Origin of the sequence: Pseudomonas sp. LD120, from assembly GCF_009861525.1 — a bacterium.
Classification (GTDB): Bacteria; Pseudomonadota; Gammaproteobacteria; order Pseudomonadales; family Pseudomonadaceae; genus Aquipseudomonas.
Map to the genome: position 1 here is coordinate 294706 of NZ_WVHL01000003.1, position 23285 is coordinate 317990.

Below are 23285 nucleotides of genomic sequence, written 5' to 3' on the forward strand. Positions count from 1 at the left end.
GCCGACGATGGTCGGTTGAATGCAACAAGCGTGCACAAAATGGATTTACTCGGCAATTTTTCCACCATGCTTCATCCGACCCAGTAAAAACCTCATAAAACCGCCGTTTCAAACGTCCTTTTGTTTGGCTTGACGTGGCGCTTTTCATGGTGCAGGGGTGTGCGATAAGTTGCACAGCCCAGCAAAGCGTTACCGCTGCACACTGCCAAGTGAGTAAACGGCGGATGCTTGAGGTACCTAGCGTAGACCGTCTGTACGATTTTGGTGCAAAACTTCTGCGGTGCTGTGCAGGTCCCATACAGTCAGTTGTTCGAGGGGTTGTGGGCATCAGAGAATTGCCGGAGCCCCTTGCAAGCGTCCTGGGTGTTCTGTACGCAAATGGTGCAGCGCTCAGAAAAGTGATCTGTCGTAGTGCGCGCTGGTTGCATTGACTGGGCTCCTTGTCGTGGAGGCGGCGCTTTGCGGCTCTTTGGTCATGAAGCATGGTGCATTCGCAGGTATGCTGCGTGTCTGTCGCCTGGCGCGTGTCAGTCATACTGGACGCCGGGCTGGAATGAGCGGAGCGGGAGAAAGCGCGGTGTTCACTTTAGATTCACGGTTGCAACAAGATACGCTGCCCATAGGGGACTTTCCCCTCTGTCGGTTGTTGCTGTCCAACGATGCGAACTACCCTTGGTTCATCCTGGTGCCACGTCGCGAGGATATCAGCGAATTGTTTCAGTTGGATGTCACGGATCAGCTTCAGTTATGGCAGGAAACCACCGCGCTGGCTGAGCTGCTCAAGGATTCGTTTGATGCCGATAAACTGAACGTGGCGACTTTGGGTAACGTAGTCAGTCAGTTGCACATGCATGTGATTGTGCGTAAGCGCGATGATGCTGCCTGGCCTGCGCCTGTCTGGGGCAAGCACCCGGCCAAGCCTTACAGTCCTGAGCAGGTTGCACAGATCCGCGATCGGTTGCGGGTGGTGTTGACCGATGATTTCCGGTTTCTGGAGGGATGAACATGAGCCTGGAAGAGCGCGTCACTGATCTGGAAAGCCGTCTGGCGTTTCAGGATGACACGATTCAAGCCTTGAACGATGTGCTGGTGGCACAGCAGAAGGTACTGGAGCGTTTGCAGTTGCAAATGATGGCGCTGCTCAAGCGTCAGGAGGAGATGGTTGGGCAGTTCGACTCTTTTGAGGAAGAGGCGCCCCCACCGCATTACTGATTCTTCAAAGCCAAAAAACCGCGCCTGGGCGCGGTTTTTTTGGGGCATGTATCAGCGGCGCGGTAGTGCGGCGATCACGTCTTCAGCTTGCAAGCCTTTGTCGCGATTCATTACCGAGAACTCTACACGTTGGCCTTCCACCAGAACGCGATGTCCTTCTCCACGGATGGCGCGAAAGTGCACAAAAATATCATCGCCGGAGTCCCGAGAAATAAAGCCAAACCCTTTGGAGGTGTTGAACCACTTCACGGTGCCGGTATCACGGTTGCTCATGTCATAGGAAGGCGCCGAGGCAGAGGCCACCGGTGATGACTTGTAAAAGCTGATGGCCAGGTGCAGAACCACCGCGATCAGTGCAGTCAGCAGGCTGACCAATACTGCAGGTTGGCCTCCGATGACAGGCATGGGCGCCAGCAGGGTGAGGGTTTGCAGTACGACAACCAGTACCAGTAGGGCGCTGACCAGGTTTTGCAGGTGATGGCGAGGACCTTTGTTCCAGTGTGGAATCACCGGAGCCAGGATCAGGTTGAGCAGGCCGAACAGAGCCAGGTAAAGAGCATCGGGTTGTTGCAGGTAGGGCTCCGCGTCAGATCTAAGACTCGGAATCAAGGACAGCAGCAAAGCCGCGACGCCTGTCAGCAGGTGGACGATTTTCAACATTTTGATTAACTCACGTTAAGAAGCAAGCACTAAGGAAGAGCTGATCACGCACGGTTCGCTTCTGAATAAATAGGTGAGGCGGCAGGTACGGACGCGGTGTCAGCCTATGCGCGCTGGCCGGAGAAATTGGCAACAGCGACACCGGGCCTATTTAACAGCAAAGCCCAAGCCTTCTCAAATCAGCAGGGGTGGGGTGAGGATGCGTGAAATTCCTGAATTGAATGCGTGGGCTGAAAGGGGCGAGCAAAGGCTTGTTCTAGAGCAATTGCCGTGTTTTTCCAAGGAACGCCGGTTTTTCCCTGTTGTCGGATTAGGGCTGAGTTTGGCACTTCAGCGTCTTGACTGGGCCGCGGGACAATCCACCGCAGGCTGATTGGCCAGTCGCGGCGGCAGAGGGACGGCACTCTTGCTAGAGTGGTCCGGCAGATCATTGGGTGAATCCATCCCGTTAACGGAGAGAAACATGGCAATTGATATCGGTATCAGCGAAGAAGATCGTAAATCCATCGTCGACGGACTGTCCCGCCTGCTTTCGGACACTTACGTGTTGTACCTGAAAACCCATAACTTCCATTGGAACGTCACCGGTCCGCAGTTTCGCACCCTGCATTTGATGTTCGAAGAGCAGTACAACGAACTGGCGCTGGCGGTCGATCTGATTGCCGAGCGTATTCGTGCGCTGGGGTTCCCGGCTCCGGGCGCCTACTCCATTTATGCCCGACTGTCCTCGATCAAGGAGGAGGAGGGCGTGCCGGCGGCGGAAGAAATGATCAAGCAACTGGTGGCCGGACAAGAGGCGGTAACCCGCACCGCCCGGGGCATCTTTCCGTTGCTGGACAAAGTCAGCGATGAACCGACGGCGGATCTGCTGACCCAACGTATGCAGGTGCATGAAAAAACCGCATGGATGCTGCGTTCTCTGCTGGAAAATCGTTAAGGCTGTAATCGCGAATGGCGCCCTGTGCGTCATTCGCGCCTTTTCGCAGCGTCCGCTATCTATATGGTCATACGGCTGCACAGGGCCGATTTAATGGATATAATCCCGCTCTTTGCTACGTAGCCCGAGCTTTGGCGTGGGCTCTGGCACTAGTTCGAGCAGCAATCTGGATCGCCGAGACGCCCCCATGCCCATGTACGACTACCAATGTGCTTCCTGTGGTCATCAGTTGGAAGCCATTCAAAAGATCAGCGCCGCGCCGCTGGTCGACTGCCCTGCCTGCCAGGCGCCTGAACTGAAGAAGATGCTGTCCATGCCGGGCTTTCGCCTCAGCGGCACCGGCTGGTATGAAACCGATTTCAAAACCGGCTCCAAGAAGAACCTGGCCGGTGGCGACAAAGCTGACTAAGTTGAACGACACGCGCGAGCTCTTGCACCATGCGGCCCCCCAAGCTGCGCAAGGCCTCCATCGAATTTCGAATTACGAGAAGTGAAACCACTACCATGATGCGCAGCCATTATTGCGGCCAACTGAACGAAAGCCTGGAAGGTCAGGAAGTCACCCTTTGCGGATGGGTCCACCGTCGCCGTGACCACGGCGGGGTGATTTTTCTCGATATCCGTGATCGTGAAGGTCTGGCCCAAGTGGTGTTCGATCCGGACCGCGCTGAAACCTTCGCCGCCGCCGACCGCGTGCGCAGCGAATACGTGGTCAAGATCACCGGTAAGGTGCGTTTGCGTCCAGCCGGTGCCGGCAACGTCAACATGGCTTCGGGCATGATCGAAGTGCTGGGCTACGAGCTGGAAGTGCTGAACGAAGCGGAAACCCCGCCGTTCCCGCTCAACGAATACTCCGACGTGGGTGAAGAAACTCGTCTGCGCTATCGCTTCATCGACCTGCGCCGCCCGGAAATGGCTGAGAAGCTGCGCCTGCGGTCGCGCATGACCACCAGTATTCGTCGCTACTTGGACGAGAACGGGTTCCTTGACGTAGAAACCCCTATCCTGACCCGCGCCACACCGGAAGGTGCCCGCGACTATCTGGTGCCGAGCCGTACCCACGCCGGCAGCTTCTTCGCTCTGCCGCAATCGCCACAGCTGTTCAAGCAACTGCTGATGGTGGCTGGCTTTGACCGCTACTACCAGATTGCCAAATGTTTCCGCGACGAAGACCTGCGTGCCGACCGTCAGCCTGAGTTCACTCAGATCGACATCGAAACCAGCTTCCTCGACGAAAAAGACATCATGGGCCTGACCGAAGGCATGATCCGCAACCTGTTCAAGGAAGTGCTGGGTCTGGAGTTCGGCGAATTCCCGCACATGACCTTTGAAGAAGCCATGCGCCGCTACGGTTCCGACAAGCCAGACCTGCGCAACCCGCTGGAACTGGTGGACGTTGCCGACCAGCTCAAGGAAGTGGAATTCAAGGTCTTCAGCGGCCCGGCCAACGATCCGAAATGCCGTATTGCCGCCTTGCGCGTTCCTGGCGGCGCCAGCATGCCGCGCAAGCAGATCGACGATTACACCAAGTTCGTCGGTATCTACGGTGCCAAGGGCCTGGCGTACATCAAGGTCAACGAGCGTGCCAAGGGTGTTGAAGGTCTGCAATCGCCGATCGTGAAGAACATTCCGGAAGCCAACCTGAACGTGATCCTCGATCGCGTGGGTGCGGTCGACGGCGACATCGTGTTCTTCGGGGCCGACAAGGCCAAGATCGTCAGCGAAGCCCTTGGCGCGCTGCGTATCAAGCTCGGTCACGACCTGAACCTGCTGACCTGCGAGTGGGCACCGATGTGGGTGGTCGACTTCCCGATGTTCGAAGAGAACGATGACGGTAGCTTCACCGCCTTGCACCACCCGTTCACCGCGCCGAAATGCTCGCCTGAAGAGCTGGAGGCCAACCCGGCAACCGCTCTGTCGCGCGCCTACGACATGGTGTTGAACGGTACTGAGCTGGGTGGTGGTTCGATCCGTATTCACCGCAAGGAAATGCAGCAAGCAGTATTCCGCCTGCTGGGGATCAGCGAAGCCGAACAGGACGAGAAATTCGGCTTCCTGCTCGACGCCCTCAAGTACGGCGCGCCGCCACACGGTGGTCTGGCCTTTGGTCTGGACCGTCTGGTGATGCTGATGACCGGCGCCCAGTCGATCCGCGAAGTGATCGCCTTCCCGAAAACCCAGAGCGCGGCCTGCGTCATGACTCAGGCACCGGGTCTGGTGGATGCTAAGTCTCTGCGTGAGCTGCACATCCGCCTGCGCGAACAGCCTAAGGCTGAATAAGCCGGCCCGAGAAGGCGCACCTTAGGGTGCGCTTTTTCTATGGGGTCGAGTTTTGTTGGTCGCGCGTCTCAAGGGGCGCGCGGGCAATGTTTCAAAGAAAATTTGGAGCAAGTTATGGCAGGTCATTCCAAGTGGGCGAACATCAAGCACCGCAAAGAGCGTCAGGATGCCAAGAGAGGCAAGATTTTCACCAAGTGGATTCGTGAGCTGACCGTCGCTGCCCGTCAAGGCGGTGGCGACCCCAACTCTAACCCACGGTTGCGTCTGGCTCTGGATAAGGCCCTGGGCGCCAACATGAGTCGAGACATCATTGATCGGGCCATCGCTCGTGGCACCGGTGCTGCCGGCAGCGACGATGTCGTCGAGCTGACCTATGAAGGCTACGGTCCCAATGGTGTGGCGGTGATGGTCGAGTGCATGACCGACAACCGCAACCGCACTGCAGCGGCCGTGCGCCATGCCTTCAGCAAGTGCGGCGGTAACCTGGGGACCGACGGTTCGGTGGCTTATCTGTTCGAACGTAAAGGGCAGATCACCTTCGCCGAAGGTGTCGATGAAGACGCGCTGATGGAAGCGGCGATGGAAGCCGATGCCGACGACGTGGTCACCAATGAAGACGGTTCCATTGACGTGTTCACCTCGTTCGCCGGGTTCTATGGCGTGCGCAATGCTTTGGAAGCGGCAGGTTTCACTGCTGCGGACGCGGAAATCGTCATGCTGCCCACCACCAGTGCCGAACTGGATCTGGAAGGCGCGGAAAAGGTTCTCAAGCTGATCGACATGCTGGAAGACCTGGATGACGTGCAAAACGTCTATTCCAACGCGGATATCCCCGAGTCGGTGGCCGAGCAACTTGGCTGACTGAACGACACTGACCTTGAAGCCGGATGGGCAACGCCGTGATGATTGTGCGGTAGGGCGCTTCCGGCTTCTGCCTTTTTGCTATTCCGGTCATGGCCGGCGGATCTCTTCATTCTAAGCAGCAGGCGTTATGACACTTATTCTTGGTATCGACCCCGGTTCGCGCATCACCGGTTATGGCGTGGTTCGTGATACCGGGCGTGGCTGTGTGTATGTCGCCTCTGGTTGTATTCGTACCGGCACCGGCGAACTGCCGCAACGGCTGCAGATTGTCTATCGCGGTGTTCGTGAAGTGATTCAGACCTACGGGCCGGTGACTATGGGCATCGAGAAGGTGTTCATGGCGCGTAATGCCGATTCGGCGTTGAAGCTTGGGCAAGCTCGGGGCGCGGCGATTGTCGCGTGTGTCGAGGAGGGGCTGGAGGTCGCTGAATACACGGCTACCCAGGTCAAGCAGGCCGTAGCGGGGACCGGCGGCGCCAATAAAGAGCAGGTGCAGATGATGGTCATGCATTTGCTCAAGCTGACCACCAAGCCACAGATCGATGCCTCGGATGCCCTGGCCATCGCCATCTGTCACGCGCATACCCGTTCCAGTCTACTGCCCCATGGGCTGGGAACAGCACGCAGTCGTGGCGGCCGCCTGCGTCTCTGATAGCATCAGCGCAGCCATTTTAGCTGTGGAGCGTTGCGGGCCTGTCTTGCCCTGCGCACGCTTGCTCAGTGAGTCGCCAGTCCTGTGCTGGCCATCGCCTAAGGATCTGAAACGTGATTGGACGCTTGCGCGGCACTCTGGCTGAAAAACAGCCGCCGCACTTGATTCTTGATGTCAACGGGCTGGGGTACGAAGTCGAAGTGCCCATGACCACCCTGTATCGCCTGCCGTCGGTCGGCGAACCCCTGACCTTGCATACCCATTTGGTTGTTCGCGAGGACGCGCAGTTACTCTACGGCTTCGCCAGTAAGCGCGAGCGAGACTTTTTCCGTGAACTGATCCGTCTTAACGGCGTGGGGCCCAAGCTGGCCTTGGCCTTGATGTCCAGCCTGGAGGTGGATGAACTGGTGCGTTGCGTGCAAGCCCAGGACACCTCGGCGTTGACCAAGGTGCCGGGGGTCGGCAAGAAGACCGCCGAGCGCCTGTTGGTGGAACTCAAGGACCGCTTCAAAGCCTGGGAGGCCGTGCCGAGCATGTTCACTCTGGTGCCGAATCAGCCTGATGCGCCGGCCCCGGTGGCCAGTGCCGAGTCGGATGCGGTCAGTGCGCTGATTTCCCTGGGCTACAAGCCTCAGGAAGCCAGCAAGGCGGTCTCCGCGATCAAAGACAAAGGCTTGAGCAGTGAAGACATGATCCGCCGAGCCCTGAAGGGAATGATTTAAGTGATTGAAGCTGATCGTCTGATCGCCGCCACGGGGCCCCGTGAGCGCGAGGAAATCCAGGATCGGGCGATTCGTCCGGTCAGTCTGGCCGACTATATTGGCCAGCCCAGTGTGCGAGAGCAGATGGAGCTGTTCATTCAGGCCGCTCGAGGGCGCAACGAGTCCCTGGATCACACGCTGATCTTCGGTCCTCCGGGATTGGGCAAGACCACCTTGGCCAATATCATCGCCGAGGAAATGGGCGTGTCGATCAAGAGTACATCCGGCCCGGTGCTGGAGCGTCCCGGTGATCTGGCGGCCTTGCTGACCAATCTTGATCCCCATGACGTGCTGTTCATTGACGAGATTCATCGGCTGTCGCCGATCGTCGAGGAAGTGCTGTACCCGGCCATGGAGGATTTTCAGCTCGACATCATGATTGGCGAAGGCCCTGCGGCGCGCTCGATCAAGCTGGACCTGCCGCCGTTCACACTGGTGGGGGCAACCACGCGCGCGGGGATGTTGACCAACCCGTTGCGCGATCGTTTCGGTATCGTGCAGCGCCTGGAGTTCTACAACACCGTGGACCTGGCGACCATCGTCAGTCGTTCCGCCAGCATTCTTGGTTTGCCACTGGACCCGGAAGGCGCCTTCGAGGTGGCCCGGCGTGCCCGGGGTACTCCGCGGATCGCCAACCGCCTGTTGCGCCGGGTGCGGGATTTTGCCGAAGTGCGAGCCAAGGGCCACATCACCAAACCGATTGCCGACCTGGCCTTGAACCTGCTGGATATCGATGAGCGTGGTTTCGACCATCAGGATCGGCGCCTGCTGTTGACCATGATCGAGAAGTTCGACGGTGGCCCGGTGGGGGTCGACAGTCTGGCTGCGGCCATCAGCGAGGAACGGCATACCATCGAGGATGTGCTGGAGCCCTATCTGATCCAGCAGGGCTACATCATGCGCACCCCGCGGGGCCGTGTGGTCACTCGACATGCTTATCTGCACTTTGGTCTTAACATTCCGTCACGAATGGGGGACATGCCTGTGGTAGACGAATTCCTCGACGCCGTGGACGATTAATAACCTGCCCTTTTCGATTTATTTGGTTTTTTTGCGGTCCTAGGGGCTGGCGTCGTTAAAACGGCAGGAAAAGTCGCTCAAGAATGAAAAAACAGTTGCCTGGCCGGATTGGCAACCTGAGGAGTAAGCACTAGAGTATGCGCGCGCAAAACGGGCTTGAGTCGTTCGCACATCGTTGTCGCGTTTATTACGAGGACACCGATGCCGGCGGCATCGTGTATTACGTTAATTACCTTAAGTTTATGGAGCGGGCTCGAACCGAGCGGCTACGACACCTGGGCTTTGCTCAGTCGCAGCTGGCAGGGGAGAACCTGTTATTTGTCGTGCATTCCAGCGAAGCGCGTTATCACGCGCCGGCGCGACTGGACGACGAGCTTCTGGTCAGTGCCCATGTCACCGAATTGAACCGGGTCAGCCTGCGTTTCACTCAGCAGGTCAGGCGAGTCGCGGATAATGCACTGCTCTGTGAGGGGCAGTTTTTGGTGGCCTGTGTGCGCGCCGACACTTTCAAACCCCGCGCCATTCCAGACGCTCTGCGTACGGCCTTTGCCGACGAGAGCTGCGCGGGTACACATTCAGAGCAGGAGATAAAGCGTGGAAGCTAACGTCGTCGACCATTCCTCCATGTGGAGCCTGGTCAGCAATGCCAGCGTTGTAGTGCAGTTGGTAATGCTGACCCTGGTTGCCGCATCGGTGACTTCATGGATCATGATCTTTCAGCGCAGCAATTTGCTGCGTGCCGGTCGACGTGCCCTGGAGAGCTTCGAAGAGCGCTTCTGGTCCGGCATCGACCTGTCCAAGCTGTACCGTCAGGCGGGCAGTAACCCTGATCCGGATTCCGGCGTCGAGCAGATTTTTCGTGCCGGTTTCAAGGAGTTCTCCCGTCTGCGCCAGCAACCGGGCGTCGACCCTGAAGCGGTCATGGAAGGCGTGGCCCGCGCCATGCGTGTAGCAATTTCCCGCGAGGAAGAGAAGCTTGAGCAGAGCCTGCCGTTCCTGGCCACTGTCGGTTCGGTCAGCCCGTACATCGGTCTGTTCGGTACCGTCTGGGGGATCATGAACTCCTTCCGCGGCCTGGCTCAGGCACAGCAAGCGACCCTGGCCACTGTGGCCCCGGGTATCGCCGAAGCCTTGATCGCTACCGCCATCGGCCTGTTCGCGGCCATCCCGGCGGTGATCGCCTACAACCGTTTCGCTGCTCGTGGCGAGACGCTGATCAGCCGCTACTACACCTTCGCCGACGAGTTCCAGGCGATCCTGCACCGTAAAGTGCACACCAGCGAAGAGTGAGCAGGTAAACCCCATGGCCCGAGTTCGCCACAAACGCAAGCCGGTTGCCGAGATGAACGTAGTGCCCTACATCGACGTGATGTTGGTACTGCTGGTTATCTTCATGGTGACCGCGCCGATGCTCAACCAGGGCGTGAAAGTTGATCTGCCCAAGGTTTCCAGCGAAGCCTTGCCCCAGGACAACAACACCCAGGTACTGACCATTTCGATCAAGGCTGACAAGACCTACTACTGGAACCTTGGCAGTGAAGTCGACACCGAAAAACAACAGGACAAGGCGATGACCTTGCCGCAGATGACCGATGCGGTGACCAAGATCATCCGTGCCGGCAACGAAGGCGGCAAGCACACCCAGGTGTTCATTCGCGGTGACAAGTCCGTCGACTATGGTGCCGTGATGGGTGCCATGGGCGGCCTGCAGAAAGCCGGAGTCGGTAACGTTGGCTTGATCACCGAGGCGCCCTGATGCACCAACAGCGAGAGCCCTCTGCCTCGGAAAGCTATTTCTGGCCTAGTGTTTGGGCAATCGCCCTGCACGTGCTGGTGTTTGGCATGTTGTTCGTCAGCTTTGCCATGACCCCGGAGCTGCCGCCGGCCAAGCCGATCGTTCAGGCGACCCTGTACCAACTGAAATCCAAGAGCCCAGCGACGACCCAGACCAATCACAAGATTGCGGGTGAGGCGAAGAAATCCGCCGCGCGCCAGACTGAAGCCGAGCAGTTGGAGCAGAAGAAGGTCGAGCAGGAAGAGATCAAGGCTGCGGAACAAAAGAAAGAAGAGGCGGCTCAAAAAGCCGAGGAAGCGAAGAAGGCCGATCAGGCCAGGAAGGCTGACGAAGCGAAGAAGGCCGATGAGGCCAAGAAAACCGCCGAAGCGAAGAAGGCTGAAGAGAAAAAGTTGGCTGATGTAGCCAAGAGGAAAGCTGAAGAAGAAGCCAAGAAAGCTGTTGAAGAAGAGGCCAAGAAAAAGGCCGCTGAAGAAGCGAAGAAGAAAATCGTCGAAGACGCGAAGAAGAAAGCTGCCGAAGACGCCAAGAAAAAAGCTGAAGCTGATGAGGCGAAGAAAAAGATCGCCGAAGCGGCCAAGAAAAAAGCCGCCGCCGATGCCGCGAAGAAAAAGGCCCAGGAAGCAGCACGCAAGTCTGCCGAAGAGAAAAAGGCTCAGGCCTTGGCGGACTTGCTTTCCGATACGCCGCAGCGAGAGGCGACAAAGTCGGACGAGGTGGGCGACAACGTCTCGGGTAGTTTCGATGACCTGATTCGTATTCGTGCGGCAGAAGGCTGGGCCCGTCCTCCTTCGGCGCGCAAGGGCATGACGGTGGAGCTACGTATCGGCATGTTGCCTGATGGCACGGTGACCACGGTCAACGTGATCAAGTCCAGTGGTGACGGCCCGTTCGACGCTTCGGCGGTGGCGGCAGTCAAGAACATTGGACGTTTGACAGAAATGCAGGGGCTGAGTCCGAAGGATTTCGCTCCCTATCGTTCATTCAAGATGACATTCACACCTGAGGATCTAGCCTTGTGAGAAACCTTCTTCGAGGAATGCTTGTCGTTATTTGCTGTATGGCAGGGATAGCGGCAGCGGATGAAAAAAACATTCTGGTCACCAGCGGCAGTGATCGGGCAACACCGATCGCGGTAGTGCCGTTCGGCTGGCAGGGCGGTAGCGTGCTGCCGGACGACATGGCGCAGATCATTGGTGACGACCTGCGCAATTCCGGTTACTACGCACCGATTCCGAAACAGAACATGATCAGCCTGCCCACTCAGGCCAGCGAAGTCATTTTCCGTGACTGGAAAGCCTTGGGCGCTCAATACGTGATGGTCGGCAGCATTGTTCCCGCGGGCGGTCGCCTGCAGGTGCAGTACGCTTTGTTCAACGTCGCCACTGAGCAGCAAGTGCTGACGGGCAGCGTGTCGGGCAATGTCGATCAGTTACGGGATATGTCGCACTACATTTCCGATCAATCCTTTGAAAAGCTCACCGGCATCAAAGGTGCGTTTTCTACGCGTCTGCTGTACGTGACGGCTGAGCGTTTTTCGGTGAACAACACGCGTTACACTTTGCAGCGTTCGGACTATGACGGTGCTCGGGCGGTAACCCTGTTGCAGTCCCGTGAGCCGATCCTGTCGCCGCGTTTTGCTCCTGATGGCAAACGCATCGCCTATGTGTCGTTTGAACAGAAGCGTCCACGCATCTTTGTTCAGCACATCGACACTGGACGTCGTGAGCAGATCACCAACTTTGAAGGGCTGAACGGTGCGCCCGCCTGGTCGCCAGATGGCAGTCGCCTGGCGTTCGTGCTGTCCAAGGATGGCAACCCGGACATCTATGTGATGAACATGGCAACGCGCCAGTTGAGCCGTGTGACCAGTGGTCCAGGCATCAATACCGAGCCGTTCTGGGGTAAAGATGGTTCCACCATCTATTTCACTTCCGACCGTGGCGGCAAGCCTCAGATTTATAAAAGTAGTATCAACGGCGGTGGCGCTGAGCGTGTGACCTTTATCGGTAACTACAACGCTAACCCGAAACTTTCAGCTGACGAAAAAACCCTGGTAATGATTCACCGCCAGGATGGTTTCACCAACTTCCGGGTGGCGGCTCAGGATTTGCAGCGCGGTAGCGTAAAAATCCTTACAGACACCAACCTTGATGAGTCAGCTACTGTTGCGCCCAACGGCACCATGGTAATCTACGCCACCCGCCAGCAGGGCCGGGGAGTCTTGATGCTCGTGTCCATCAATGGACGTGTAAGGCTCCCGCTTCCTACCGCTCAAGGCGAAGTCAGAGAACCGTCCTGGTCCCCTTACCTGAACTGACGCGGCGCTACAATGTTTCACTTAACACACTGGGGTTCATTAGGAGTTTCACGATGGAAATGTTGAAGTTTGGTAAGTTTGCTGCGCTGGCTCTGGCCATGGCTGTGGCTGTAGGTTGCTCCTCCAAAGGCGGCGACAACGCTGGCGAAGGCGCTGTTGATCCAAACGCTGGTTACGGCGCTAACACCGGTGCTGTTGATGGCTCCCTGAGCGAAGAAGCTGCTCTGCGCGCAATCACCACCTTCTACTTCGAATACGACAGCTCGGACCTGAAGCCAGAAGCCATGCGCGCTCTGGACGTTCACGCCAAAGACCTGAAAGCAAACGGCGCTCGCGTTGTTCTGGAAGGCAACACCGACGAACGTGGTACTCGTGAGTACAACATGGCTCTGGGCGAGCGTCGTGCGAAAGCCGTTCAGCGCTACCTGGTTCTGCAGGGCGTTTCCCCTGCACAGCTGGAGCTGGTTTCCTACGGTAAAGAGCGTCCAGTTGCTACTGGCCACGACGAGCAGTCCTGGGCTCAAAACCGTCGCGTCGAACTGCGTAAGTAATTCGTCATGCGAACGTGCCGTCGTGCTGTAACTATATTGGCTCTCAGTCTCACGCCGCTTGCGGCGTGGTCTGCGGTTCCTGTGGTCGATAACAACTCTGGCTATAACAATGGCGGGAGCAGTTATCCACCAGCGGGTTATGGCACGAACGGCGCCTATGCCGGGGGAGGGGTTTCGACCCCTGTCTCGGCACAGGGCCAGCTGTTCCAGCAGCTGCAGCAAATGCAGGACCAGATTTCACGGCAACAGGGTGTGATTGAGGTTCTCCAAAACGATGTAGCGCGCATGAAGCAAGAAAGCCTGGAGCGTTATCAGGATCTTGATCGGCGCATAGGAAGCGGCGTTGCACCTGCCGCCACTCCTGAGAATTCTACTGCGGGTGGCGACAATGCCGCCGCTGCTGCTCAAGCGCCAGCCGCTAGCAGCGAACCGGCTGATCCGGCCAAGGAAAAGCTCTATTACGATGCGGCCTTCGACCTGATCAAAGCCAAGGATTTCGATAAGGCCAGCCAAGCCTTTTCGGCATTCCTGCGCAAGTACCCCAACAGCCAGTACGCTGGCAATGCCCAGTATTGGTTGGGTGAAGTGAACCTGGCCAAGGGCGATCTGCAAAGTGCGGGTCAGGCGTTTGCCAAGGTTTCCCAGCTGTATCCCAAGCACGCGAAAGTGCCTGACTCTTTGTACAAACTGGCTGATGTAGAGCGTCGCCTGGGTCATACCGATCGGGTTAAAGGTATTTTGCAACAAGTGGTGGCCCAGTATCCGGGAACCTCTGCGGCTCAACTGGCACAACGGGATCTGCAGCGCATGTAGGCGTTTTGGCTATCCTGATAAGAAACCCGCGCTTGTCGCGGGTTTTTTCGTTAAAATCCACGCCCTTTTCATGAAACACGCTTCTTGGGATCTGTGCGATGACGCGGTTCCTTGAAGTGCCTGACGGAGGCGGACAGCCTGTTTAGCTGTTACGCCCGTGGCGACTATGCAAGACACATTGAGAATTACCGAAGTTTTTTACTCGTTGCAGGGTGAAACTCGGACTGCCGGCCTGCCCACGGTTTTTGTGCGCCTGACCGGATGTCCGTTGCGCTGCCAATACTGCGACAGTGCCTACGCTTTCAGTGGTGGCACTCAGCGTACCCTCGACAGCTTGCTGGAGCAGGTTGCCGAGTTCCGTCCGCGTTATGTCTGTGTCACCGGCGGCGAGCCGCTGGCGCAACCTAACGCCATTCCCTTGCTCAAGCAGTTGTGCGATGCCGGCTATGAAGTCTCGCTGGAGACCAGTGGCGCGCTGGATATTTCCGAGGTGGATCAGCGCGTTAGCCGGGTCCTTGACCTCAAGACTCCGGGCTCCAAGGAAGCGCATCGCAATTGCTACGAGAACATCGAGCTGCTGACGGCCAACGATCAGGTCAAGTTTGTCATCTGTTCCCGTGAGGACTACGACTGGGCGGTGTCCAAACTGATCCAGTACGGTCTTGAGCGACGTGCCGGCGAAGTATTGTTCTCTCCCAGCCACCATGATCTCAGTGCACGGGATCTGGCCGACTGGATCGTGGCTGACAACCTGCCGGTGCGACTGCAACTGCAGCTGCATAAATACCTTTGGAATGATGAGCCGGGGCGCTGAAATGACTGAGCAAGCACACAACCAATCGTCGACCGAGAAGCGTGCAGTGATCCTGCTCTCTGGCGGACTGGACTCGGCCACGGTAGTGGCCATGGCCCGCGCTGAAGGCTACCGCTGCTACACCATGAGCTTCGATTATGGCCAGCGCCATCGGGCCGAATTGCACGCTGCCGAGCGCGTGGCGCGGGACCTGGGTGTAGTGGAGCACAAGGTGATCGGCCTGAATCTCAACGGCATGGGCGGATCGGCCCTGACCGACAGCACCATTGATGTGCCCGAGGCACCCGGTGAGGGGATTCCGGTGACTTATGTGCCGGCACGCAACACCGTGTTTCTGGCCCTGGCTCTGGGCTGGGCGGAAGTTCTGCAAGCGCGGGATATCTTCATCGGCGTCAACGCGGTGGATTATTCCGGTTATCCAGATTGCCGCCCCGAGTTCATCGAAGCCTTCGAGCGCATGGCCAACCTGGCCACCAAGGCCGGTGTCGAAGGGCAGGGCTTCCGTATCCAGGCGCCCCTGCAGAACCTCAGCAAAGCTGAAATCATCAAGGCCGGTGTGGGTTTGGGAGTCGATTATGGCCTGACGGTTTCCTGCTATCAGGCGGATGACAATGGCCGTGCATGTGGCAAATGCGATAGCTGCCGCCTGCGTGCAGAAGGTTTCGATGCGGCCGGTATCAGCGATCCAACTGCTTATTTTTGATTTTTTTCATTTAGGGTGTTGAATTCCCGTTAGAAATCAGTATTATACGCGCCACCACACAGCGGGTCGTTAGCTCAGTTGGTAGAGCAGTTGGCTTTTAACCAATTGGTCGTAGGTTCGAATCCCACACGACCCACCATATTTTGGCGGTTTAGAAAATCCGGAAGGCCCACGAAAGTGAGGATTTCCGGGTTTTTTTTTGCCTGCAAGATCCGGTGCAGCGTCGCCTGTTGCTGATCAAGCGTGGCCATGGCGCAGTGACTCGGGAGGCACCGAGCAACCTGTAGTTGATGCTTGAACAGGTCGGCCAGCGTTTTGTTGCGCAAGAGCAGGGCCAAGTCTGCGCGACCCGGACCCTGCTGACGCAGGCGGGGTATCGCTCGCCTGCGGCGGTGCAGATGTACTGGGCTCTGCGCTTGCTGTCGCCGCTGCTCATGTTGGCCCTGGCGGTCATGGTGCTGCCGCTGATTCCGAAGCTGTCGCTGCTCCTGGGTATCTTCCTGCTGGTTCTGGCAACCGGCATCGGCTGGCTGGCTCCGGCGATCTATGTCAGTGCGCGGCGACAGGCGCGCACGACCCGCTTGCTGGTGGCCTTTCCCGATGCGCTTGACCTGATGGTGGTCTGTGTCGAGTCCGGCTTGGCCTTGCCCCAGGCCATCGAGCGGGTGTCCGAGGAAATGGCGGTCAGCCAACCGGACCTGGTCCTGGAGCTGGCGCTGGTCAACTCTGAAATCCGTGCCGGTATTCCTAGCACCGAAGCGCTCAAGCGCCTGGCGGATCGGACCGGGCTGGAGGACATTCGGGGCCTGGTGAGCCTGCTGGCGCAGAGCATCCGCTTTGGTACGAGTGTGGGGACTACCTTGCACATTTATGCCGAGGAGTTTCGCGATCGGCGTACTCAGACGGCGGAGGAAAAGGCTGCAAAAGTGGGGACCAAGTTGATCTTTCCACTGATTTTCTGCCTGTGGCCGAGCTTTTTCCTGGTGGCCATCGATCCGGCAATCATTGGTGTATTCAAGGTCTTCGGGAAGTTATGAAAGACGCGAGCCGCAGAAGATACCTGCCAGCCTGCTCCATCATCGAATGGGGCAGGTGCAGGAGGGCGGGTCGAACGTTGGTCGCTGAGCTTCAGGCGCGCCGCTGACAGTAACGACCTATTTTCCCTTGCCCGAGTATTCCTTGTAGTACTCGGGAATTGCATGTTTGTAGCTATCCATCCAGCGCTGCAGGCTCAACTCCCGTTCACCGAGGGTCGCCGGTTGCGGCGTGCGCGACGCGACCTGATTGCGGTTCTGCAATTGCAGCCAGGTTTCGGTCATCTGCTGTTGTGGGGAGGATGGACCGGGTTCGATGGCCTGAGCCGCGAGGGGAAGCAGCACGAGGCCCAGGCAACTGAGCATGTTGTGTTTCATCACTACCTCTGCGTTGTCGAGGGGGTGGCTTCGGGTTGCGCCTGATCGACGGCGGTCGCTACCCGATCATTGGGCGCCGTGGCCCTGAGTTTTTCTGCGCGGGCCTTGGCTTCGGTGACCTGCCCCGGACTCAGGCCGACACGGCTGACCACTTCCGAGGCTTGTTTCCAGTTCCCTTGATAGATCAGCAAGGTCACTAGATTGAGGGCCGCCAATTGATCTGACTGCTTGAGCTCCATGGCGGTAATGAACTCGAAACGGGCTTCTTTCAGGCGTCGTGTTTTGAGGTAGACCACGCCCAGATCGTTGCGGATTTTCTCGTCGGTGGGAGATAGCCGGGCTGCGCGTTGCAGGTGCACCAGGGCCTGTTCGTTGTCGTTGCGCCCTGCGGCCAGTTGCCCCAGGCCATGCTCTCCTTCCGCGGCCAGGCAACCACCGAGCAGACTACGGTATAGCGGGTCGGCTTCGCGTTGTCCCAGCAGGCGGTAGATCTTGGCCTTGCGCAGGCGCACTGCCGGCAGGTCGTCCGGTAGGCGTTGCAGGTTGGCCAGGCCAGCATGCAGTTTGCCGCTGTTGATCAGTTCGTCCGCCAGGCTGAGTGACAGTTCCTGGTCGGAGTTGATCTTGGCGCAGCTCTCCGGGGCTGTTACCGATGACCAGGACGCGCCTCCAGGTGATGCGCAGCCACTGAGCATCGCCAGCCCTATCGCCACTATCATGGTTTTCATTTTCCGCTCCCGAAAAGCGCGCAATGCTCGGGTCACGACCTCAGGGCAAGGCCTGTCGAGGTCAGGATTGTTGAACCCCATTCCCCGCGAGGAGGGTTCAAGGTGCTGGTTCATTGCGATAGTCCACTGCGCCGATCAAAGTCACCGTCTTCCAGGAAGTACATACGGAACCAGTTCGGATCGTAATTGCGCATCTGCTCACCGGGTAGTGAAGGCAACTGAGCATTGGCGGCCAGTGGTTGCACCAGATGGGGAGTGACCACCATCAGCAGTTCCTTCTCTTCACGATTGATCGTGGAGTCGCGAAAGAACGCGCCGATGATTGGAATGTTGCCCAGGCCCGGTAGCTTGCTCACGCTGGAGCTGTTGTTGGTGCTGATCAGGCCACTGATCACGAAGCTCTCGCCGTCAGCCAGGGAAATACTGGTGTCGGTTCGCCGGACAACCAGTGCCGGGACTCTGGTGCTGGAGATGATCACTCCGTTGTTGTAATCGAGTTCGCTGACTTCCGGCGCCACTTTCAGGGTGATGCGGTTGTTGCTGATGACGGTGGGGGTCAGGGTCAGGCGGATACCGAACTCCTTGTATTCGATGGAAATGTTGTCGCTGCCGGAGCTCGGTACCGGGATCGGCACTTCGCCACCGGCCAGGAAGCTCGCACTCTGCCCGCTCAGGGCCACCAGGCTGGGACGTGCCAGGGTATAGGCGAAGCCGCTGCCTTCAAGTGCGTTGATAATCCCCAGCACATTGCCGCCGCCAAAGCCGATATTGAAGCTGCCATTGTCCAGCGGGATGCGGGGTGCCAGGTTACCGATCTGCCCGGGCGTCACTGTGACGCCGGGAACGGAACGGGGCGAGCCAAACAGAAAGTTGCCGCTCTTGCCGAAGATCGAAGTGCTGGCTTCCTTCAGTTTGGTACGGCTGACCTCGACAAAGCGGATGTCGGTCTGCACCTGGCTGGGTAGCAGGGGGTTCTCAGAGGGGGGGATCTGCGAGCCCACCAGCGATTGGGCGGCTTTACCTTGGACGAAGACCATGCTTTGCCGTGGCGAACTGGAACAGGCGCTCCAGACCATCAGGCTGGTGGCTCCGGGCGCAATGCCGGTCAGCAGGTAGGAGTCATTGCCATTGAGGTGTACGTCGACGATTTTCGGATCACCCACCGCCAAGCGGGTGATGGCCACGGGAGAGCGTATGGCGGCCTGCATGCCCTCACTGACTTCAAGCACTGCCGGTAGTGGTTCCAGCCCCGCACAATTGTTCGCCGCCGCCAGGGTCACTCCTGTAGGTAAGCCGGCAAAAATGAGTGCCCATGTCACTCGCCTGAGTATCTGCAAGCAATCACTGTTCATTTACTGCTTCCTTGATTGGCTGGGAGGGTCAGCCGGGACAGTCGGGCGCCACGAATCATTCGTCAGAGCACTCTGAAATAGGCTTTTCCTTGCTGATCCCAGATAACTGTTTCGTTATTTGACGTTAGCGTAGAAAGTTCAAAATGCTATTAACTGGAAAAAACTGTCCATAACCCAAGCACTCACAGCGCCGTGCAGACAGGGTCCTTGCTGCAGCCCGCGAAACCCCAGGGTATGGCTCTGGAGGGGGCAGGGGACTGACCAGTATCGGCATGGCGCTGCTATTGATGGTGGCATTGTTTGCTCAGTGGCGTACCCGCGCCTACACGCCCCGGGTCTACTGGTTGAGCGTGGTGCTGGTGAGCATTGTCGGCACCCAGGTCACTGGCGTACTGACTGAGCAGTTGGGCGTCTGTATGTCGGCACGGCGCTGTTTGCACTGCTGTTGGCGATCAACTTGGCTGCCTGGTACGGCGTTGAACGCAGTCTTTCGCTCCGACAGATCGTTACTTCTTGGCGCGAATTGTTCTACTGGGCGACGGTGCTGTGCACCATGCGCCTATGCACCTATGCACCTATGCACCTATGCACCTATGCGCCTATGCGCCTATGCGCCTATGCGCTAGGGACCGCCGCCGGTAATCTGGCCACCGAGGCACTGGGCTTGGGACTTTCCATCGTCAAGGTCATCGCCGAGCCTTACGGCGCCCGGATCCGTTTCGCTTATACCAATGAGCAGGCCAGGACCGGGTTGTGCGTCTGGGGCGCGTTGGCGCGGGTCGACCCGGACCGCGAGGATTAGACGCTGGGCAGAATTGGCTTTTGAATACCCCGGATATTCTGTAGCCTTGCGCGGCTCCAACGCTGTCCGTACCTGATGAACTCACTCTCCCGGCGGGGCCCTAAGCGGTCCGGAGCCGGTGGTATACTCGACTTTCGCGCCCAAGCGCCTGCAGGTCTTGCGAACATGACGCAAATTTCCGAACGCCTTCTGGTTCAAGCCCACCTCGACGCCAAACAGCCCAAACCCTTGAGTGCTGAGCAAGAGGCCCATTTCCGTGCCGCCATCGCCGCCGAGCTCAAGGCTCAAGACGCGGTGCTGGTTGCGCATTTCTATTGTGATCCGGTGATTCAGGCCCTGGCCGAAGAAACCGGTGGCTGTGTTTCCGACTCCCTGGAAATGGCCCGTTTTGGCAATGCCCATCCGGCCAAGACCGTGGTGGTCGCCGGCGTCCGCTTCATGGGTGAAACGGCGAAGATTCTCAACCCTGAAAAACGCGTGCTGATGCCGACGCTGGAGGCCACTTGCTCGCTCGATCTGGGTTGCCCGGTGGACGAGTTCTCGGCCTTCTGCGATCAGCACCCCGAGCGCACCGTAGTGGTTTATGCCAATACTTCGGCGGCGGTCAAAGCCCGTGCCGACTGGGTGGTCACTTCCAGTTGTGCCCTGGAGATCGTTGAAAGCCTGATGGATAACGGCGAGAAGATCATCTGGGGACCGGACAAGCACCTGGGCACCTACATCCAGCGCCAGACCGGGGCCGACATGCTGCTCTGGGACGGTGCCTGCATCGTCCATGAGGAGTTCAAGTCCAAGCAACTGGAAGACATGAAGGCTTTGTACCCGGATGCGGCAATCCTGGTGCACCCTGAGTCCCCCAGTGCGGTGATCGAGCTGGCAGACGCGGTCGGCTCCACCAGTCAACTGATTGCCGCCGCGCAACGTCTACCGAACAAGACTTTCATCGTTGCTACCGACCGCGGCATTTTCTACAAGATGCAGCAGTTGTGCCCGGACAAGGTCTTCATTGAAGCACCTACGGCCGGTAACGGCGCCGCGTGCCGCAGTTGTGCCCACTGCCCATGGATGGCCATGAACACACTGGAGCGCACGTTGCATTGTCTGCAGCAGGGCAGCAACGAGATCAGTGTTGATCCGGCATTGATCCCCAATGCGATTCGCCCTCTTAAGCGCATGCTGGATTTCACACAGGCGGCGCGGATGAAGCTGGCGGGTAACGCCTGAGTTGCTTATCTCGCGTAACGAAAAACGCCCCGATCTGTCGGGGCATTTTTGTGTGTGGCGTGTTACTTCTTCTGCTTGGGAATGCGTACTAGTTGAGTATTGGAGTAAATGTCGTGCCAGCTGCGTTTTTGTTTGTCCACCAGCACCCAGATGAAGCCCAGGCCGGCGCACAGCCAGGACGCGATGGACACCATGAAGCGTAGCAGCGCCTGCCACAGGCTGATGCGGCTGCCATCGGCGTTCTGCACCCGAATGCCCCACACCTGCATGCCCAAGGTCTGTCCGGAGTGGGTCCAGAACTTGGCGAAGAAACCAAATAGAACGAACAGCAGGACGGTGGAGTACAGCGGGTCGCCATCCAGAGCCCCGGATTCGGTCAAGGTACGCATCCGCGCTTCGCCGAGGATCTGCATCTGAATCAGTTTGTAGAGGCCGCCTGTGACGATCAGCAGGGCGACGCACAGCAGAAAATCATAGAACATTGCTGCCAGGCGGCGTCCCAGGCCAACGGCGGGGAAATCGCCTTGGGGGCTTAGCAGGTGTTTCGACATGACAGGCTCTCGACTGAAAAAAGAAGCCATTTTACGGAATTGCGCGCACAAAAAAGCCCCTGATGTCAGCATCAGGGGCTTTTTCGTTACAGACGATTAAGCTTCTGCTTGTACTTCGTCAGCCTGCATGCCTTTCTGGCCTTGCACAGCGATGAAGGTCACTTTTTGGCCTTCTTTCAGGCTCTTGAAGCCGTTGCCCTGAATAGCGCGGAAGTGTACGAACAGATCCGGACCGCTTTCTGGAGTGATAAAACCAAAACCTTTCTCGTCGTTAAACCACTTGACGGTACCGCTCTGACGTTGGGACATTTCTTATTTCCTTTGACGCTAAAAAATTAATGACAGTCTCTTCCTGATGAAAGAGTACTGGGCTGGGTTGCAGGAAAGTAAGAGACGTCGAACGGGTTGTAGCAAACTTGTTAGCTACTGCCCAGGTCACGATTCCAAGCGACCCATGCAAACACAGTGGGGAAACTCTACGCCAACTATGGGAGAAAAAACAAGCCCTGCGAAACCCCGGCTTTACTCAGCTTATCGAGGTTTGGCGGAACTAGCGCGCAGGGCTTATTCGATAGACTTGTTCAATTGTTGTCGCGGGTTATTAGTGAGTTTCAGTATCGAAGACATGCACTGTTTTATGGCGGTTGCGTTACAGATTAGTGCACTTTTAACGCAACCGCGTTACTTATAGAAACAGTCCTTTAGCCACGATAGTAGCGTTGGGCTACAAATGGCATTTTGCTTACAAGCATTTGCACCTTTTTCCCACGAACTATTGCAGCAACTGGCGTATCAAGTGCGCTGTGCTGTACATCGAGGTAACCCATGGCCAATGGACCGCCAAGGGTCGGACCAAAGCCGCCGCTGCAGACGCTGCCGATGATCTTGCCTTCAGCGTCGACGATCTCCGCGCCTTCACGTACCGGTGTGCGCTCTTGGGGCAGCAGGCCGACACGTTTGCGACTGACGCCGCCTTGTTGTTGGGCAAAGATCACTTCGGCACCGGGGAAGCCACCCGCGCGCGCACCATCCGCGCGACGTACCTTGGAGATGGCCCACAACAGGCTGGCCTGAATGGGCGTGGTGTCGCTGTTCATGTCATGGCCATACAGGCACAGACCGGCTTCCAGACGCAGGGAGTCGCGGGCACCGAGGCCGATGGCTGCGACTTCCGGTTCAGCCAGCAGAGCGCGAGCGAGTTTTTCTGCCTGGTCTGCCGGGACCGAAATTTCGAAGCCGTCCTCGCCGGTGTAGCCCGAACGGCTGACAAAACAGTCCACGCCCAGCACCGACAGTGGTTTGAACTGCATGAAGGTCATCTGCGTGACCGCTGGCGCCAGGCGCGCCAGTACGGTGACGGCTGACGGACCTTGCAGTGCGAGCAGTGCGCGCTCTTCGAACAGGGGGTGGATATCGCATTGATCGCCGATGTACTGGCGCAGATGGGCCAGGTCCTGCTCCTTGCAGGCGGCGTTGACCACCAGGAACAGTTGCCCGTCGCCCAGGTTGGCGACCATCAGGTCGTCGAGGATGCCCCCTTGCTCGTTGGTGAACATCGCGTAGCGTTGCATGCCCACCGGAAGGTCGATGATGTCCACCGGTACCAGGCTTTCCAAAGCCCTGGCGGCATTGGCGCCGCTCAGGCGGATCTGACCCATGTGAGACACATCGAACAGACCAGCGTGCTCACGGGTGTGTTGATGCTCTTTCATCACCCCAAGCGGGTACTGCACCGGCATGTCGTAGCCGGCGAACGGCACCATGCGGGCGCCGAGTTCCAGGTGCAGGCTGTGCAACGGGGTTTTCAACAGTGATTCGGTGGACATGGGCAACT

Annotated in this window: 26 protein-coding genes, 1 tRNA gene and 2 pseudogenes; 22 read left to right on the forward strand and 7 right to left on the reverse strand. The window is 58.0% G+C overall.

Going from position 1 to position 23285, the window contains the following annotated elements; translation table 11 throughout:
- Positions 1-577: 577 nt before the first annotated feature.
- Entirely contained in the window at positions 578-1003 is a 426-nt protein-coding gene (locus PLD_RS07530; protein WP_159891343.1) for an HIT domain-containing protein, read from the forward strand.
- Positions 1004-1005: 2 nt separating this feature from the next.
- Positions 1006-1212, forward strand: coding sequence for a SlyX family protein (locus tag PLD_RS07535; protein WP_159891345.1), 207 nt, complete (start codon positions 1006-1008; stop codon positions 1210-1212).
- A gap of 51 nt (positions 1213-1263) precedes the next feature.
- On the opposite strand, the gene PLD_RS30920 is transcribed toward PLD_RS07535, so the two are convergent.
- Positions 1264-1872 (reverse strand): cold-shock protein, encoded by a 609-nt coding sequence (locus PLD_RS30920; protein WP_159891347.1) that lies wholly within the window; start codon positions 1870-1872, stop codon positions 1264-1266.
- Positions 1873-2335: 463 nt separating this feature from the next.
- On the opposite strand from PLD_RS30920, the gene PLD_RS07545 reads away from it, so the two are divergent.
- From PLD_RS07545 to PLD_RS07630, 18 genes and pseudogenes are all read left to right on the forward strand, one after another.
- Positions 2336-2809 carry a Dps family protein gene (locus PLD_RS07545; RefSeq protein ID WP_011063023.1) on the forward strand — a complete coding sequence of 158 codons (474 nt, stop codon included), beginning with the start codon at positions 2336-2338 and terminating at the stop codon, positions 2807-2809.
- Between the two features lie 187 nt (positions 2810-2996).
- Positions 2997-3218 (forward strand): FmdB family zinc ribbon protein, encoded by a 222-nt coding sequence (locus PLD_RS07550; RefSeq protein ID WP_010457489.1) that lies wholly within the window; start codon positions 2997-2999, stop codon positions 3216-3218.
- Between the two features lie 95 nt (positions 3219-3313).
- Positions 3314-5089 (forward strand): aspartate--tRNA ligase, encoded by a 1776-nt coding sequence (aspS, locus tag PLD_RS07555; protein ID WP_159891349.1) that lies wholly within the window; start codon positions 3314-3316, stop codon positions 5087-5089.
- Positions 5090-5203: 114 nt separating this feature from the next.
- Positions 5204-5950: a YebC/PmpR family DNA-binding transcriptional regulator gene (locus tag PLD_RS07560; RefSeq protein WP_102860556.1), complete on the forward strand. Its 747-nt coding sequence runs from the start codon at positions 5204-5206 to the stop codon at positions 5948-5950.
- Positions 5951-6080: 130 nt separating this feature from the next.
- Positions 6081-6605, forward strand: coding sequence for a crossover junction endodeoxyribonuclease RuvC (ruvC, locus tag PLD_RS07565; RefSeq protein ID WP_159891351.1), 525 nt, complete (start codon positions 6081-6083; stop codon positions 6603-6605).
- 113 nt (positions 6606-6718) lie between these two features.
- A complete protein-coding gene (gene ruvA, locus PLD_RS07570; RefSeq protein WP_159891353.1) occupies positions 6719-7327 on the forward strand; it encodes a Holliday junction branch migration protein RuvA in 609 nt (202 codons plus the stop codon).
- Entirely contained in the window at positions 7328-8386 is a 1059-nt protein-coding gene (gene ruvB, locus PLD_RS07575; protein WP_159891355.1) for a Holliday junction branch migration DNA helicase RuvB, read from the forward strand.
- A gap of 137 nt (positions 8387-8523) precedes the next feature.
- Positions 8524-8991, forward strand: a complete 468-nt coding sequence (gene ybgC, locus PLD_RS07580; protein ID WP_159891357.1) for a tol-pal system-associated acyl-CoA thioesterase — start codon at positions 8524-8526, stop codon at positions 8989-8991.
- The gene (tolQ, locus tag PLD_RS07585; RefSeq protein ID WP_011063016.1) at positions 8981-9676 is read left to right on the forward strand and encodes a protein TolQ; all 696 of its coding nucleotides are present in this window, start codon (positions 8981-8983) and stop codon (positions 9674-9676) included. The genes ybgC and tolQ overlap by 11 nt, the downstream gene beginning before the upstream one ends.
- Before the next feature lie 13 nt (positions 9677-9689).
- Positions 9690-10142 (forward strand): protein TolR, encoded by a 453-nt coding sequence (tolR, locus tag PLD_RS07590; RefSeq protein WP_011063015.1) that lies wholly within the window; start codon positions 9690-9692, stop codon positions 10140-10142.
- Positions 10142-11203 (forward strand): cell envelope integrity protein TolA, encoded by a 1062-nt coding sequence (gene tolA / locus PLD_RS07595; protein WP_159891359.1) that lies wholly within the window; start codon positions 10142-10144, stop codon positions 11201-11203. Before tolR ends, tolA begins: the two co-directional genes overlap by 1 nt.
- 17 nt (positions 11204-11220) lie before the next feature.
- Complete coding sequence (tolB, locus tag PLD_RS07600) at positions 11221-12501, forward strand: Tol-Pal system beta propeller repeat protein TolB (protein ID WP_178116160.1); 1281 nt, start codon at positions 11221-11223, stop codon at positions 12499-12501.
- Between the two features lie 53 nt (positions 12502-12554).
- On the forward strand, positions 12555-13052 hold the full coding sequence (gene pal / locus PLD_RS07605) for a peptidoglycan-associated lipoprotein Pal (RefSeq protein ID WP_003227510.1): 498 nt from the start codon (positions 12555-12557) through the stop codon (positions 13050-13052).
- A gap of 6 nt (positions 13053-13058) precedes the next feature.
- Positions 13059-13865, forward strand: a complete 807-nt coding sequence (ybgF, locus tag PLD_RS07610; RefSeq protein WP_159891363.1) for a tol-pal system protein YbgF — start codon at positions 13059-13061, stop codon at positions 13863-13865.
- 166 nt (positions 13866-14031) lie between these two features.
- Positions 14032-14679 (forward strand): 7-carboxy-7-deazaguanine synthase QueE, encoded by a 648-nt coding sequence (queE, locus tag PLD_RS07615; RefSeq protein ID WP_159891365.1) that lies wholly within the window; start codon positions 14032-14034, stop codon positions 14677-14679.
- A 1-nt stretch (position 14680) separates the two neighbouring features.
- The gene (queC, locus tag PLD_RS07620; protein WP_159891367.1) at positions 14681-15382 is read left to right on the forward strand and encodes a 7-cyano-7-deazaguanine synthase QueC; all 702 of its coding nucleotides are present in this window, start codon (positions 14681-14683) and stop codon (positions 15380-15382) included.
- Positions 15383-15445: 63 nt separating this feature from the next.
- A tRNA-Lys gene (locus tag PLD_RS07625) sits at positions 15446-15521 on the forward strand.
- Positions 15522-15585: 64 nt separating this feature from the next.
- Positions 15586-16419 (forward strand): annotated as a pseudogene (locus PLD_RS07630) (type II secretion system F family protein); the annotation flags it as partial.
- A 117-nt stretch (positions 16420-16536) separates the two neighbouring features.
- Here the strand turns inward: PLD_RS07630 and PLD_RS07635 are convergent.
- The 3 genes from PLD_RS07635 to PLD_RS07645 form a co-directional block, all read right to left on the reverse strand.
- Positions 16537-16794 carry a DUF3613 domain-containing protein gene (locus PLD_RS07635; protein ID WP_159891369.1) on the reverse strand — a complete coding sequence of 86 codons (258 nt, stop codon included), beginning with the start codon at positions 16792-16794 and terminating at the stop codon, positions 16537-16539.
- A gap of 2 nt (positions 16795-16796) precedes the next feature.
- Entirely contained in the window at positions 16797-17522 is a 726-nt protein-coding gene (locus tag PLD_RS07640; protein WP_159891371.1) for a lipopolysaccharide assembly protein LapB, read from the reverse strand.
- A gap of 110 nt (positions 17523-17632) precedes the next feature.
- The gene (locus PLD_RS07645; protein ID WP_159891373.1) at positions 17633-18874 is read right to left on the reverse strand and encodes a type II and III secretion system protein family protein; all 1242 of its coding nucleotides are present in this window, start codon (positions 18872-18874) and stop codon (positions 17633-17635) included.
- 239 nt (positions 18875-19113) lie between these two features.
- On the opposite strand from PLD_RS07645, the pseudogene PLD_RS07650 reads away from it, so the two are divergent.
- Positions 19114-19565: pseudogene (locus PLD_RS07650) on the forward strand (hypothetical protein); the annotation flags it as partial.
- Positions 19566-19841: 276 nt separating this feature from the next.
- On the forward strand, positions 19842-20900 hold the full coding sequence (gene nadA / locus PLD_RS07655) for a quinolinate synthase NadA (RefSeq protein WP_159891375.1): 1059 nt from the start codon (positions 19842-19844) through the stop codon (positions 20898-20900).
- A gap of 62 nt (positions 20901-20962) precedes the next feature.
- On the opposite strand, the gene PLD_RS07660 is transcribed toward nadA, so the two are convergent.
- From PLD_RS07660 to gcvT, 3 genes are all read right to left on the reverse strand, one after another.
- On the reverse strand, positions 20963-21451 hold the full coding sequence (locus PLD_RS07660; protein ID WP_159891377.1) for an RDD family protein: 489 nt from the start codon (positions 21449-21451) through the stop codon (positions 20963-20965).
- Positions 21452-21547: 96 nt separating this feature from the next.
- Entirely contained in the window at positions 21548-21760 is a 213-nt protein-coding gene (locus tag PLD_RS07665; RefSeq protein ID WP_007977299.1) for a cold-shock protein, read from the reverse strand.
- A 392-nt stretch (positions 21761-22152) separates the two neighbouring features.
- Positions 22153-23277: a glycine cleavage system aminomethyltransferase GcvT gene (gcvT, locus tag PLD_RS07670; protein ID WP_159891379.1), complete on the reverse strand. Its 1125-nt coding sequence runs from the start codon at positions 23275-23277 to the stop codon at positions 22153-22155.
- Between the last annotated feature and the right edge of the window lie 8 nt (positions 23278-23285).